The following is a 13,868-nucleotide window of genomic DNA, read 5'->3' as shown; positions in this document are numbered from 1 at the left end:
CGTCGCCCCGGAGGTCAGTCGACGCTGGGCAGGATGTGCGGCTCGGCGAGGTCGTCCTCGTAGCCGGCCAGCCGGATGGGCGCGGACCTGGCCCAGACGTCCAGGCTGCCGAGCTTCTCCGGCCCGCGGCCGGCGCGCTCCATGCGGTCCTTCGGGCGTTGTTCGAGATTCGTCGTTTCTGGTGTCACCGCGCACTCCTCGTGTGTCGGGTAACCCGCTCCGGCGTGACGGGCCCAGCATCGTGCGGGGCACCGGACGCCCGATCAGGTGTGAGTAGAAGGCCAGTTCGGGCGCGGTGGCGCCGGTTGCGCTGGTGGGATCGGCCGTGGTGACCGGCCTCTCCCCGGACGGAACCATGGGTACGGGTGGAACCCACGTGCGGTAACCGTCCGGCTACAGAGTAACCAAATGAGCGGGGGTCCGCTCGATGGCGCTGCTTTCCGGCGTCCTCTCGCGGGTCGCCGGGTGTTCATTCAGCCATGCCGTTCCGTTCCGGCGCGACCGGATTTGCCTCCGGCCGGGCTCCGGTCCGGGGCGCGCGGGTCAGGAGGTGGGGGCGGGGCGGTCGGTGTTGATGGTGCGGCCGTCGTCCTGGGTCGGCTCCGCCGACGGCTGCGAGGTCACGGCCGGATCGCCGGTGGGCCGGGCGGGGTCCGGCGGGTCCGGGGCCTGCCCGTTCGGCGGGGGCGGGCCGGTCGGGCTGGCGGTGGCACCGTTCGCCGCCTCGTCGGCGATCGCGTCGAAGTCCACGTCACCCGTGTTCTCCAGCATCGTGATGTGGTCGAGGACGGTCTGGTTGGCGTCGGTGGCCAGTTCCCGCACCAGCGCGTTGCGGGTGGTGTGGCGGATCTGGGCCAGCAGCGCGAAGACCTTGCCGTGCGCGTCCCGCAGCAGATTGGCGAACTTCCGCTCGTAGTCCTTGCCGCGCGCGGCCGTCAGCTCGTCCAGCCAGCCCTGCTGCTGCGCGTTGGGCTGGTTGGGGAGTTCCACGCCGAGCTTCGCGGCCACCGAACGCACCCGCTGGTCGAGGTCGGTGTGCCCGACGACGAGGTGGTCGCCCGCGTCCCTGATCGCCCGGGTCGGCGCGCGCTCCATGGCCTGCTGACCGGCCGGGATCTCCCACAGCCCGGCGAGCCTGACCCGCACGACGAAGTCCCGGTCGCTCGCCGACAGCGGGCCCCACCGGGTCGCCACGGTGCCCGCCTGCAGGTTCGCCTGGCCGGTGCCCGAGCGGCTGGCATACGACCAGATCGGGAACGCCAGGGCACCGACGGTGGCGAGCAGCGCGGCGAGGATGAGGGCGGTGCCGTTGACGCGACGCAAGCGGTCCTCCCGGAGACCGAGTCCGGCCGCCCGGACGGCGGGCCGGTGGTGACACGGGAAGATACGCACGGGACGGGCCCGGTGTTCAGTGCCCTGCGGGGTTCACGGGGTTTCACAGGGGTCGGGGGCCGCTGTCCGCTCCCTCGGGGGAGCCCGCCGCCCCGCACTCCCCCGCGCGGGCGGGCCGGACCGTGCACGGGCGTTCACGTGCCGTTGACCGGTCGGTCAGCTGCGCATGGTCTGCTGCCGGACGAGCCTCGGAAGATCCTCGGGAGGAGTCGTCCATGGACCGGATCACCCTGCGCACCGTCGACGCGTTGATGGCCGCGCTGCACGCCTGCCGGGGCGCGTGGGACACCCCGGACCGCAGCGGCGACCCCGTCGATCTGCACGACCACGCGCTCCAGACGGCGGCGCTGCTGCGCCGCTCCCACCCCAGCGACAAGGAGTTGCAGGTGGCGGGCCTCGTCCACGACCTGGGGCACCTGCTGCGCCCCGGCGACGACGCCGGGCACGCGCGGACCGCGGCCGACGCGGTGCGCGGGCTGCTGGGCGACCGGGTCGCGCACCTGATCCGCCTGCACGTCCCGGCCAAGCGGTACCTGGCCGCGGTGGAGCCGTCCCGCGCCCTGTCGCCGCAGAGCGCGCTGACACTGGCCGCGCAGGGCGGCCCGATGACGCCCGCCGAGGTGGCCGCGTACGAGGCGGACCCGCACGGGGCGGCCGCGGTGGAGCTGCGTCAGGCGGACGACGCGGGCAAGGTCGTCGGCCTGGACGCGGGCCTGCTGGAGGACTGGCGTCCGCTGCTCACCCTGGTCGCGGAGCAGCACCGGCGGCCCGTGCCGCTGCGGGCCCGCTGAAGGGACGGGCGGGGGTCGCGCGCATCCCACAGAACCCCCACCGACCCCCCACGGTCACCACACCGCTGACTGATCGTCACACGGGCGCCGGCCGTGAGACCGTACGCGCATGACGTCGCAGCGCTCCCTGACAGGCCGGGCCGCCGTCGTGACCGGCGCCTCGCGCGGCATCGGCCGGGCCGTCGCCGAGGAACTCGGCCGTGCGGGCGCCCGGTTGTGCGTCACCGCGCGCGACCCCGACGGCGTGCGGGACGCCGTCGCGGCGCTGCGCGCCCAGGGGGTGGACGCCGTCGGCGCGGCGGGCACGGTCGCCGACCCCGCGCATCTGTGGGAGGTGACGGAGCGGACCCTGGACGCCTTCGGCCGCGTCGACATCGTGGTGAACAACGCGGCGACGAACCAGCCCTACGGCCCGCTCATGGACGCCGACCCGGACGCCTGGCGCGCCGCCTTCGCGGTCAACGTCGAGGCGCCGCTGCGCCTGGTGCAGTGCGCGTGGCGGGCCTGGATGGGCGAGCACGGCGGCACTGTGGTGAACGTGTGCACCGAGGGCGCCGCGCACGTCGGCCCGAACGTGGGCGCCTACGGCACGAGCAAGGCCGCGCTGCGCCACCTGACGGCGCAGCTGGCGGGCGAGCTGGGACCGGCGGTGCGGGTCAACTCCGTCTCCCCCGGTCTGGTCCGCACCGAACTGGCCCGCTTCGTGTGGGAGGGCGCCGAGGAGGCCGTCGCGGCGGGCCTGCCGGCCGGCCGGATCGGGGAGCCGCCGGACGTGGCCCGCGCGGTGCGCTGGCTGGTCTCCGACGAGGCGGCGTGGATCACCGGCGCCGACCTGGTGGTGGACGGCGGCACGCGCGTCCGGGCCGCCTCGACGACCGGGGACGCGCACGCCGTGCAGCGGAGGCTGCGTCACCACTTCCCGGGCGCGTAGTCCTTCAGGAAGACGCCGTACACGTCGTCGCCCGCCTCGCCGCGCACCACCGGGTCGTAGACGCGGGCGGCGCCGTCGATCAGGTCGAGCGGGGCGTGGAAGCCCTCCTCGGCGAGGCGCAGCTTGTCGTAGTGCGGGCGCTCGTCGGTGATCCAGCCGGTGTCGACGGAGGTCATCAGGATGCCGTCGGTCTGGAACATCTCCTGGGCGCTGGTGCGCGTCACCATGTTCATCGCGGCCTTGGCCGCGTTGGTGTTCGGGTGGCCCGCGCCCTTGTAGCCGCGGCCGAAGACGCCCTCCATCGCCGAGACGTTGACGACGTAGGCGCGTCCGCTCCTGGCGTTCTTCGCGGCCTCGGCCATGGCGGAGCGCAGCTTGCTGATGAGGATGAACGGCGCGGTGTAGTTGCACAGCTGCGTCTCCAGCAGCTCCACCGGGGAGATCTGCTCGATGCTCTGCACCCAGGTGTTGCTGTCGACGACGTCCGGCACCAGGCCGCCCGCGTCGATGGCGGTGCCGTCGAGGTGCCGCTCCACGCTGGCGTTGCCCGCGACGAGCGCCAGGTCGGCGACCCGCTGCGGGTCCATGCCGCCGGTGCCGATGGGCAGCGCGGCGATGCCGTCGACGGCGCCCGAGTTGAACGCGCCGATGACGGAGTACGGGGGCAGTTCCCCGGCGGGCAGCGGGGCGCTCTCGCCGTCGACGAGGGCGGCGTACGCGGACGGCAGCCGCCGCACGGTCTGCGTGGCGTTGTTGATCAGGATGTCGAGCGGGCCGGCCGCGGCGACCCGGTCGGCCAGCGAGACGGCCTGCGCGGGGTCGCGCAGGTCGATGCCGACGACCTCCAGGCGGTGGATCCAGTCGGCGGAGTCCTCCATCGCCGTGAAGCGGCGGATGGCGTCCTTGGGGAAGCGGGTCGTGACGGTGGTGTGGGCGCCGTCGCGCAGCAGCCGCAGCGCGATGTACATGCCGATCTTGGCGCGGCCGCCGGTGAGCAGGGCGCGCTTGCCGGTCAGGTCGGCGCGGACGTCGCGCTTGTCCCGGTTCAGCCGGGCGCAGTCGGCGCAGAGCTGGTGGTAGAAGTAGTCGACCTCGACGTAGCGGGTCTTGCAGGTGTAGCAGGAGCGCGGGCGCTGGAGTATCCCCGCGATCCGGCCCGCCTCGGTGACGGACGACGGGAGCAGGCCCTCGGTCTCGTCGTCGATGCGCTGCGCGGAGCCGGTCGCGGTCGCCTCGGTGACGGCCTTGTCGTGGGCGGTCTTGGCGGCGCGGCGCTCCTGGCGGCGGCGCTGCTTCACGGTCCGGTAGACGCCCGCGGTGGCGCGCCGGACCTCGATCGCGTGCGGGTGGTCGACGTCGATCCCGTCGAGCTCCGCCAGGACCGAGAGGCAGACGGCGAGGCGCTCGGGGTCGATGCCGGGACCGTACGCGATCTCGTCGCCGGCCCCCGGGGCCTCATGGTTCTCTGTCACCGTCATCGCCGCTGCTTCCTGGAGTCCGCGTGCCGCGCGAACCGCGCACGCTGCCGAAAGCGGAATTTTACGTAGCGGTGCCGGGTGTCTCCAAACCCGTTCCCGGAACGGGTGCGCAGGCCGCCGTCAGGGCCGCGACCTCGGCGGTGATCGCGCGGGCCAGCCGGTCGAGGTCGGGCACGGCCTCCGCGTCGGCGACGAGCCCGTACTGCACCCTGCCCCGGTAGGTGGAGACGGCGACGGCCAAGGACTGGCCCTGGGCGAGCGGGGCCAGCGGGAAGACCTCGGTGAGCGGGCAGCCGCCGAGCCGCAGGCCGATGCCGGGCAACGGGACGCTGGTGACCAGGAGGTCGAAGAGCAGCCGCGCGTTGCGGCCGACGAGCGCGCCGCCGAGCCGGTGGCCGAGGGGCGGCACGTGGTCGGCGAGCAGGGCCACGGCCCCGGCGCCGCGGTGCGGGCCGCGGTCCTTGTGCCGGTCCATCGCGGTGCGCACGGCCCGCAGCCGCTCGACGGGGTCACGTTCGGCGACGGGCAGTCGCAGCAGGTAGCCGGAGAGCCGGTTGCCCTGCGGGTGGGCGGTGCGCGGGCGGCGGCGGGAGACGGGGACGAGGGCGCGCGGCTCGACGCCCGCGCTGCCGTCGCCGCGCTCGTCGAGCCAGCGCCGGACGGCTCCGGCGACGACCGCGATCAGGACGTCGTTGACGGTGCCGCCCGCGCTCTTGCGGATCCGGTGGACGTCGTCGAGGTCGAGGACGACGCCGGCGGTGCGCCGGGTGCCGGTGGCGCCCGCGGCGAGGGCGGGCGAGGTGCGCACGTCGAGGGTGGCGCGGGCCACGGAGGCGCCGATGGAGACGGCCTGGGTGGCGGCGCCGGCGACCGCGCGCACGTGCTCGGGGTAGCGGCGCGGGTCGAGGTCGCCGAGGCTGAGGGCGCGCAGGCCGGGGAGCGGCAGGCGCAGGCCGCCGCGCGGGGCGGGCAGCGGCTTCGGGGCGCGGGCGGCGGGCAGGTCGGCGGGGTCGAGGAGGGCGGCGGCCAGGGCGAGGGCGCGCAGCCCGTCGGCGAGGGCGTGGTGGAACTTGAACAGCACGGCGAAGGAGCGGCCGTCCGCGGCGGGCAGGACGTGCGCCTCCCACGGTGGTCTGCCGCGGTCGAGGGGGCGTTCCATGAGGGCGCCCGCGGCGGCGTGGAAGTCGGTGACCGGCTCGGCGATCCGCACGTGGTCCAGCGGGTCGAGGTCGGTGACGGGGATCCGGGCGGCGCCGCCGACCGGGACGAGCACCCCGGCGATCCGCATGCGCAGGCCGGGCACGGCGGGCGCGCGGACGGCGAGCAGTTCCGCGGCGTGCCGGGCGGCGTCGGGGGCGTCGGCCTCGAACACTCCCAACGCGCCCAGGTGCATGGGGTGTTCGGCGGTCTCGATGTTCCAGAACGCCAGGTCGAGGGGGGCGAGCAGATCCGGGCTCTTCGCAGTCATGGAGTGCTCTCGCGTCGACGATCGGGGAACGGTGAACAGGGGCCGGGGGCCGGGGGCCGGTGAGCAGGGAACGGGGAGTCGCAGTCAACAGCCCACGGTCGATTACGGTCAAGTACGATCCCGGCACGCTCAGTTAACAACAGGTTAAGACCCGCCACGCGCGCGTTCTGTGCGCGTGGCGGGTCTCGTGCGACGGGTGTGCCGCGTCCGGGTCGGGTCTAGTGCGTCACTTCACCACCGGGGGCGCCGCACCGGCGCCGGTGCCCCAGGCCGAGGGCCGGGCGCCGACGGTGAACGACAGCTCGCTGGTGCGGCGCAGGTCCGCGGTGGTCAGGTACGTCCTGCCGTAGGCCGCGCCGCCGACCCGCGCCGCCTGGATGTAGCGGTCGGTGTCCGAGGTGCCGGGCGCCCGCACGGTCAGCCGGCCCCTCGGGTAGTAGCGCCGGTCGAGCGTGAGGTCGACCCGCTCGAAGACGGGCGTCGACAGTCCCCAGGTGTCCGTGCCCGGCTGCACCGGGAAGATCCCGATGGAGGAGAGCACGTTCCACGCGGACATGGTGCCGAGGTCGTCGTTGCCGGTCATCCCGGTCGGCAGGTCGGTGAACAGGGTGAGGGCGCCGTGCACGACGTCGGTCGTCTTCCACGGCTGCCCGGTCGACAGGTACGTGTAGGGCGCGATCAGGTCGGGCTCGTTCTGCGGGTTGTACTTGTCGGCGTTGTAGTAGTCGTACGGTCCGTTGACCCACACCTCGCGGGCGGTCCTCGCCGGGTCGGCGACCAGCTGGTCGTAGGCGAAGAAGGAGTCGAGCCGCCGGTTGGCCGCGTCCTCGCCGCCGATCAGCGCGACCATGCCGGGCAGGTCCTGCGGGACGAGCCACTGGTACTGCCAGCTGGTGCCCTCGTGGAAGCCCTCGCTCCGGGCGGGGTCGGCGGGGCCGGTGAAGTTCCCTGCGGCGTCGCGGGCCCGGAAGAAGCCGGTCGAACTGTCGTAGATCTTGCGGTAGTTCTGGGCCCGCTCGGTGTACCGGCGCGCGTCGGCGGTGTGGCCGAGTTCCCTGGCCATCCGGCCGAGCATCGCGTCGGCGAGGGCGTACTCCAGGGTGGCCGAGGCCCCGTGGTCGTAGTCGGAGTCGCCGGGCTTCGCGTGCGCGCGGTCCTTCAGGTACGGGGCGAACCCGTCGGCGAGGTACTCCTTGTTGGCCTCGCGGCCCACGGGCGCGGAGTCGGCCGGCGGCACCCCGTCGGCGTTCTTCTTCAGCGCCCGGTACGCCTCCTCCTCGTGGCCCGCGAGCAGGCCCTGCTCATAGGCGTTGGTGAGGAAGGGGGTGACCGGGTCGCCGGTCATGATGTTCGTCTCGACGGTCCCGTAGCCCCACTTGGGCAGCCAGCCGCTGTCCTTGTCGATCCGGATGACGGACAGCGCCATGTCCCGCGACTCCCGCGGCGCGAGCAGCGACAGGAGCTGCGCCTGGGTGCGGTAGGTGTCCCACAGGGACCAGTTCTGGTAGTAGGTGAACCCCTTGGCGCGGTGGATCCGCTGGTCCCAGCCGGTGTAGCGGCCGTCGGCGTCGCTGCCGACGTTCGGTGCGAGGAAGGACCGGTAGAGGGACGAGTAGAAGGTGCGGCGCCGGGTGTCGTCGCCGCCCTGGGCGCGCACGTCGCCGAGCCGGTCCTCCCAGGCGTCCCGCGCCGCGTCGCGCACCTTGTCGAAGGAACGGCCGCCCTCCGTGCGGAGGTTGAGCGCGGCTCCCTCGGCGTCGACGTAGGAGATGGCGGTGGTCGCCTCGACGGTGCGGTCCCTGCCGGTGTCGAAGCGGACGTAGGCGCCGGTGCGGTCGGCGTCCGCCTCGGCGGTCGTCGCGCCCGCGGTGACGGTGTCGCCCCGCCAGGTGCCGGACGCCGTGAACGGCCGGTCGAAGCGGGTGATGGTGTACACGGTGTACGGCTTGGTGTCCTGGCAGAAGCCGCTGCCGGTGATGGCGGTGCGCACGGTGCGGCTGTCGAGGATCTCGACCTCGGTGTGCACCGTCCGGTGCAGCGACTGCCCGGCGTTGATGAGGACGTTGGCCTTGTCGGTGGCGGGGAACGTGTACCGCTGGACACCGGTGCGCCGGGTGGCGCTCAGCTCGGCCTCGATGCCGGTCTTCAGCCCCACCTTGTAGAAGCCGGGGGACGCCGTCTCGTCGTCGTGGCTGAACTCGGCGGCGTAGGAGGCGTAGTCGGTCGAGGTGATGTCGCCGGTCGTGGGCAGCACGGGCAGGTCGCCGCCGAGACCGCAGCCGACGCCCGAGAGGTGGACGGCGGAGAACCCGCGGATGTGGTTCTCGGAGTAGTCGTACCCGGTGTTGTGCCCGGTGTCCGGCGACAACTGCACCATGCCGAACGGCACGGCGGCGCCGGGGTAGGTGTTGCCCTCGTTCTCGGTCCCGATGAACGGGTTGACCAGGTCGGTCAGCCGGCCGGCTCCGCCGGTGACGGCCTGGGCCGCCGGGGCCGCCAGCCCGGTCCCCAGCAGCACGGCCGCGCCGAGGGCTCCCAGGGCGCGGCGGACGCGCGTGCCCCTCGGGCGTGTTCTCGTCGTACGGGTTCTCATGCGGGCCCTCTCGACAACGTTGTCAGCAAGCGCGGTCATTCTTCGTCGGAGCCGACGGCCCGTCAAGACGTCAGACGCCACAGGTGGTCCTCCGTCCCGTTGTCGGCGAACTGCACCACCTGGGCGCTGTTGTCGGTGGACATCCCATTGACGCCGAGCACCTTTCCGCTGTGCTCATTGCGCAGCAGGAACCAGCCGTCGCCCCGCTCGACACGGGTCCACAGCAGGTCGGGGCGGCCGTCGTCCGCGTGCTGCACCACCCGGGCGCTGTCGGCGGTCGAGCCCGCCTCCACGGCGAGGAACCTGCCGCTCTGGCCGTTGCGGACGCGCCACCGGCCGTCGCCCGCGTCGAGCAGTTGCCACGCGTGGTCGCCCGTACCGGAGTTGTCGAACTGCACGACCCGGGCGTCGTCGGCGGTGGACATGGAGTCGACGGCGAGGACCTTCCCGCTGTGCTTGTTCTGGATGCGCCGGTAGGGCGGTTCGGGGGTCCACGGGTGGCCGTCGGGGGCCGCCGTCGGGAAGGCGGTGATCCGCAGCCGGGCCGCGCCCATCGGGACCAGCGTCACCGTCTCGACGCCCGCCCGGCTGCGCGCCGGACTGGCCTGCAACGGCGCGACGACGTGCTCGTCGTCCGCGATCCACTCGGGCAGTCTCCGCGCCTGCGCCGTCAGGGTGAGCGGGGTGCCCTCCAGGGTGAAGGGGTTGTCGGCCGGCGGCCCGGACCGGCGGCGCAGCCGGGGTGAACCGCCGGGTACGAGACCGTAGTTCCAGGGCGAGGCGGCGTGCACGTCGTACTCGGGGAAGGCGTCGGTGCCGCCGGTGCGGACGTACTTCTCGGTGATCCTCAGCGAGTAGGTGAGCGGGCCGTGGTCGACGCTGACGCTGTCGTGGTTGCCGCTCCAGGTGCGCAGGGTGGTGCGCTGGGGCAGCCGCAGCGTGACCCGGTCGCCGCTCCGCCAGGTGCGGCGGACCTCGGTGAAGCGGGGGCCGGGACCGGCGCCGACGGTCCGTCCGGCGACGGTGAGGCGGGGTGCCTCGCACCAGCCGGGGACGCGCAGCCGGAGCGGGAACGCGACGGGCCGGTCCACGCTCACGGTCAGGGTGACGGTCTCGCCGAACGGGTAGTCCGTCTCCTCGCGCACGGTCACGGTCGCGTCGCCGATCCGGGTCGTGACCTCGCTCGGGGCGTAGAGCGCGGCGGCGAGTCCGCCGTCCGGCGTCGCCAGCCACAGCTCCTCGGTGAAGTAGGGCCAGCCCATTCCGTAGTTGTGCGGGCAGCACCGGTACTGGTCGATGCCGGGCCGGAACGCCTGCATGGCGAAGCCGTTCTGGAACTGCCCGTCCGTCTTGCGGGTGTTGTCGAGGTCGACGCCGTTGGCACTGGTGACGTAGTGGACGCCCTTACCCTGCGGGTCGAGGGCGGCGGGCAGCATGTTGAACGCGAGGTCCTCGCAGCGGTCGGCCCAGACGGGATCGCCGGTGATGCGGGTCAGCAGTTCGTGGCTGGCCATGAACTCGACGATGCCGCACGTCTCGAAGCCCTGCCGGGGGTCGCCGAAGCCGGGCCTGACGTTCTCGTCGCCGGCGATGCCGCCGCCCGGGAACTGCCCGTGGTCGTGCAGCACCCGGTCGTACGTGCGGTACGTGGCCCGCACCAGGGCGTCGGCGCCGCTGTCCGCCCACTGGGCGTACTGGGCGGGTTCCCGGAAGCCCTGGGCGATGTTCACGTTGTGCGGGGTGGGCAGGTCGCCCGTCCAGTCGGCCCCGTAGCGGTGCATCTTGCCGACGAGGCCCGCCAGGAACGCGTCGCCCGTACGCGCGTGCAGCCAGCGCGCGGTGTCGATGCCGTCGCCCCAGCGCACGGAGACCCAGCTGGAGTCGAAGGCGCCCTCGCCCTGCGCCTCCATGAACCTCAGGAAGCGGGTCAGGAACGGCACGATGCGCGCGTCGCGGGTGTACTCCTGGTAGGTGCGCAGGGCCATCAGCAGCGGCAGGAACGGCCAGAAGTCGGGCCCGCCGTTCAGCGAGGTGCGCAGGGCGCGCGGGCCGAAGAAACCGTCGGGCTGCTGGGTGGCGAGGATCGCGTCGATCCAGCGCCCGCAGGTGGCGAGCGCACCGGCGTCCCGGGTGGCGATCGCGAGGGGGACGAATCCCCGCAGCCAGTACGGGAGTTCTTCCCAGCCGTCGAGTTCGGGGTGGACCCAGCCGCTGGTGTCCATGACGAGGAAGTGGGACGTCTCGGCGTAGCGACCGCACAACCCGGCGAGCTGGAGCCCCAGTTGCCCGGCGAGCCAGCCGCGTGCGGTGATGCTGCCGACGGGCAGACGGGTGAGGGCGTCCGCGGCGGGGGCGGCGCCGGCCGCCCGGGCCGCCGCGGTGGGCAGGGCGCCGAGCGCGGTGGCGGCGGAGGCCACCGTCGCGGCTCGCAGCACGCCGCGTCGTGTCACGGTCATGAGTGTGCTCCCACGAGTGAGAGGGGGGCGGGCCCGGCGGTGCGGGCCCGCCCCGGGGGACGTACGGGTCAGGCGCAGTTCGCCACGGTCGGCCGGGAGGCGTCGTCGATCAGCTGCCGCTGGGCGTCGTGCAGGCGCTTCACGTCCGGCTTGACGACCCTGCGGTCGTAGGTGAGCAGGCCGTTCAGCTCGCCCTCCACGTCGGATATCTGGGTGTAGACGGCGCCGTTGGAGCCCTGGCAGGCCAGCTTGTGGACCTCACCGAGCTTCTCGATGTAGTCGTCCGTGTACGTCGACGGGTCCACGTCCACGTAACTCTGCTGGACCGCCCACGCGTGTCCGGGCACGGCCAGTCCGAGGCCGCCGTACTCGCCGGAGACCAGGGCCCTCCTGCCGTCGGGGTGGGGTGGCAGGGCGGGGCTCGGGTAGCCGTGCTCGTCGATGATGTCGCCGGTGCCGCCGTCCCGGCCGAGGTTGATGCCGGACATCGAGTTGACCAGGCGGGTGGGGTCCCAGGACTTGGCCTGGTCGGCGAGGCGGGCCTCGTCGTACTGGCCCCAGCCCTCGTTGAGGGTGACCCACATCATGACCGACGGGTGGTTGTAGTGCTGGTCGATCATCGTCTTCATCTCGCGCTCGAACTCGGCGCGGGCGGCCGTGGACGGGTTGGTCCCGGCCTCCATCGCCGGCATGTCCTGCCAGACGAGCAGGCCCAGCCTGTCGGCCCAGTAGAACCAGCGGTCGGGTTCGACCTTGATGTGCTTGCGCACGGAGTTGAAGCCCATCCGCTTGTGCATCCTCAGGTCGGAGGCGAGGGCCTCGTCACTGGGTGCGGTGTGCAGGCCGTCGGGCCAGAATCCCTGGTCGAGGGTGGCCATCATGAAGGTGGGCCTGCCGTTGAGGACGGTGCGCGGGGTGCCGTTCACGTTCTGGACCTCGACGGTCCGCATCCCGAAGTAGCTGCCGACCCGGTCGCCGCCCACGCTGACCTTGAGGTCGTAGAGGTACGGGTCGTCGGGGGTCCACAGGCGCGGGTCGTCGATCTTCAGGGTGAGGTCCGTGCCGGAGGTGCCGGTGGCGGTGGCGACCTTGCGCTTGCCCGCGTAGGCGGTGGCGGTCACCGGCAGCCCGTCACGCACGCCGCTCGCCCCGACGGTGAGCCGGCCGCTGCCGTCCTCGGCGAGGGCCGGCGTCAGCCGCACGTCGCTGACGTGGTCGGCGGCGACCGGCTCCATCCACACCGTCTGCCAGATGCCGGACGAGGGGGTGTACCAGATGCCGCTGGGGTCCAGGCGCTGCTTGCCCATCGGCGGGTTCTCGCCGTCGGCGGCGTCCGTCGGGTCGTAGACGCCGACGATCAGCTCCTGGGTGCGGCCCGGCTTCAGCGCGTCGGTGATGTCCGCGCTGAACTTGTCGTAGCCGCCCTTGTGGTCCGCGACCTTTCTGCCGTTGACGTAGACCTCGGACTGCCAGTCGACGGCGCCGAAGTTCAGCTGGAGGCGCTTGCCGCCGCCGATCTTCCAGCCGGCCGGCACGGTGAAGGTGCGCCGGTACCACATGCGGTCCTCGTGCCGCTCGATCCCGGAGAGCTGGGACTCCACCGGGTAGGGCACCAGGATCTTCTCGCCGAGCTTCTTGCCGACGGGGACCGCGTCGCCCTTGTCGGCGCCCGCGAACTCCCAGGTGCCGTTGAGGTTCTGCCAGTCGTCGCGGGTGAGCTGGGGGCGCGGGTACTCGCGGTGGGCGTTGCCCGGCGTGACGTCGTCGCCCCACTTGGTGCTCAGCTCGTACGTGGAGTGGTTGGGGCCGCTGGACCAGAAGGAGCCGACGGCCGTGCCGTCCCCGGCGGTGAGGCCGCCCTTGCCGTCGTAGGTGACGTCGGCGAGGCCGTCGGCGTCGCCCTTCTTGTTGCCGACGACCGGCTCCTTCAGGCCCACGAGCAGGGCCCTCGGGTCGTTCGGGTCGGCCTTGACCCTGCCCAGCGGCCATGTCGCGCCGCCGATGACGGCGGACAGATGGGTGCCGACGCCGCCGGGCACCTTGCCGAGCTTCTGCGCGAAGTCGAGCTTGAGGCTGCGGCCGTCGCCCAGGACGGTGGTGCCGATGGCGCCGTCGTACTTCCAGTCGGCGGGCAGCCGGAACGCGGAGGACGGGATGGCCTCCTTCGTCCCGCCCGGCTCGGTCCAGCGCAGGTGCAGATTGGATCCGCCGAAGTGCTCGAAGTACTCGACCTTGATGTCGACCGCCTTGCCGGCGGTCAGGTCGACGGGGGCCGAGGCCTGCTCCTTGTCCCAGTCGTCGACCCAGTGGTCGACGACGAGCCGGTCGTCGACCCAGAGCCGGAAACCGTTGTCCCCGATGAGGGAAAACGTTGTCGAGCCGGACTTCTCCGGGACCAGTTGCCCGGTCCAGCGCACGGTCGCGTCGTCGGCGCTGCCGGTGGCGGACTGGAGCCGGGAGTCCAGGCTGCCGAAGTCGATCTGCGGGTCGAACCCGGTGGCCTTCAGCGTGTCGAAGTCGAAGGCGCCGGGGGCGGATTGGGTGTAGTACTCCCCCTTGAGCCCGTGCGGGACCACGGGTTCGTCGGCGGTGGGGTGCGCGGCCTTCGCCGTGCCGGCCGTGGCGTGCGGTGCCACGGAGAGCGCGGTGAGTCCGAGTGCCGCGGTGAGCAGCAGGGCCAGCGGTCGGCCCTGGTGTCTGAAGCTACTGATGCGCACGGATCCTCCTGGTGTGGAACGCGGTGAGGCGTCGAGGAAGGG

At 73.0% G+C, this 13,868-nt stretch carries 9 protein-coding genes; 2 read left to right on the top strand and 7 right to left on the bottom strand.

Features of this window, described 5'->3' with window-relative positions:
* Positions 1 to 14: 14 nt before the first annotated feature.
* On the bottom strand, positions 15 to 188 hold the full coding sequence (locus tag ACIP5K_RS16165; RefSeq protein WP_401409864.1) for a hypothetical protein: 174 nt from the start codon (positions 186 to 188) through the stop codon (positions 15 to 17).
* A 355-nt stretch (positions 189 to 543) separates the two neighbouring features.
* Positions 544 to 1,323 (bottom strand): DUF4142 domain-containing protein, encoded by a 780-nt coding sequence (locus ACIP5K_RS16160; RefSeq protein WP_401409863.1) that lies wholly within the window; start codon positions 1,321 to 1,323, stop codon positions 544 to 546.
* 284 nt (positions 1,324 to 1,607) lie between these two features.
* Here ACIP5K_RS16160 and ACIP5K_RS16155 point away from each other — a divergent pair, with 284 nt between their 5' ends.
* Complete coding sequence (locus ACIP5K_RS16155) at positions 1,608 to 2,183, top strand: inositol oxygenase family protein (RefSeq protein WP_401409861.1); 576 nt, start codon at positions 1,608 to 1,610, stop codon at positions 2,181 to 2,183.
* 109 nt (positions 2,184 to 2,292) lie between these two features.
* Positions 2,293 to 3,114: an SDR family oxidoreductase gene (locus tag ACIP5K_RS16150; RefSeq protein WP_401409859.1), complete on the top strand. Its 822-nt coding sequence runs from the start codon at positions 2,293 to 2,295 to the stop codon at positions 3,112 to 3,114.
* Here ACIP5K_RS16150 and ACIP5K_RS16145 read toward each other — a convergent pair.
* The 5 genes from ACIP5K_RS16145 to ACIP5K_RS16125 all read right to left on the bottom strand — a co-directional run bounded on the left by ACIP5K_RS16145 (position 3,093) and on the right by ACIP5K_RS16125 (position 13,826).
* Positions 3,093 to 4,592, bottom strand: coding sequence for an SDR family NAD(P)-dependent oxidoreductase (locus tag ACIP5K_RS16145; protein WP_401409858.1), 1,500 nt, complete (start codon positions 4,590 to 4,592; stop codon positions 3,093 to 3,095). The genes ACIP5K_RS16150 and ACIP5K_RS16145 overlap by 22 nt on opposite strands.
* Positions 4,593 to 4,653: 61 nt before the next feature.
* Entirely contained in the window at positions 4,654 to 6,060 is a 1,407-nt protein-coding gene (locus tag ACIP5K_RS16140) for a wax ester/triacylglycerol synthase family O-acyltransferase (RefSeq protein ID WP_401409856.1), read from the bottom strand.
* A gap of 226 nt (positions 6,061 to 6,286) precedes the next feature.
* Positions 6,287 to 8,653, bottom strand: a complete 2,367-nt coding sequence (locus tag ACIP5K_RS16135) for a GH92 family glycosyl hydrolase (protein ID WP_401409854.1) — start codon at positions 8,651 to 8,653, stop codon at positions 6,287 to 6,289.
* Between the two features lie 62 nt (positions 8,654 to 8,715).
* Positions 8,716 to 11,109: a beta-L-arabinofuranosidase domain-containing protein gene (locus tag ACIP5K_RS16130; RefSeq protein WP_401409853.1), complete on the bottom strand. Its 2,394-nt coding sequence runs from the start codon at positions 11,107 to 11,109 to the stop codon at positions 8,716 to 8,718.
* A gap of 68 nt (positions 11,110 to 11,177) precedes the next feature.
* Positions 11,178 to 13,826, bottom strand: coding sequence for a PA14 domain-containing protein (locus ACIP5K_RS16125; RefSeq protein WP_401409851.1), 2,649 nt, complete (start codon positions 13,824 to 13,826; stop codon positions 11,178 to 11,180).
* Positions 13,827 to 13,868: the final 42 nt, after the last annotated feature.

This window comes from Streptomyces sp. NPDC088785 (assembly GCF_044750685.1).
In the GTDB taxonomy this organism is placed as follows: Bacteria; Actinomycetota; Actinomycetes; order Streptomycetales; family Streptomycetaceae; genus Streptomyces.
This window is presented reverse-complemented; position numbering and strand designations above follow the sequence as displayed.

Bases quoted from the DNA above. Each gene is read 5' to 3' on its own strand.
- ACIP5K_RS16155 (WP_401409861.1), top strand. From the start codon at position 1,608: ATGGACCGGATCACCCTGCGCACCGTCGACGCGTTGATGGCCGCGCTG.
- ACIP5K_RS16150 (WP_401409859.1), top strand. From the start codon at position 2,293: ATGACGTCGCAGCGCTCCCTGACAGGCCGGGCCGCCGTCGTGACCGGC.
- ACIP5K_RS16145 (WP_401409858.1), bottom strand. From the start codon at position 4,592: ATGACGGTGACAGAGAACCATGAGGCCCCGGGGGCCGGCGACGAGATC.
- ACIP5K_RS16140 (WP_401409856.1), bottom strand. From the start codon at position 6,060: ATGACTGCGAAGAGCCCGGATCTGCTCGCCCCCCTCGACCTGGCGTTC.
- ACIP5K_RS16135 (WP_401409854.1), bottom strand. From the start codon at position 8,653: ATGAGAACCCGTACGACGAGAACACGCCCGAGGGGCACGCGCGTCCGC.
- ACIP5K_RS16130 (WP_401409853.1), bottom strand. From the start codon at position 11,109: ATGACCGTGACACGACGCGGCGTGCTGCGAGCCGCGACGGTGGCCTCC.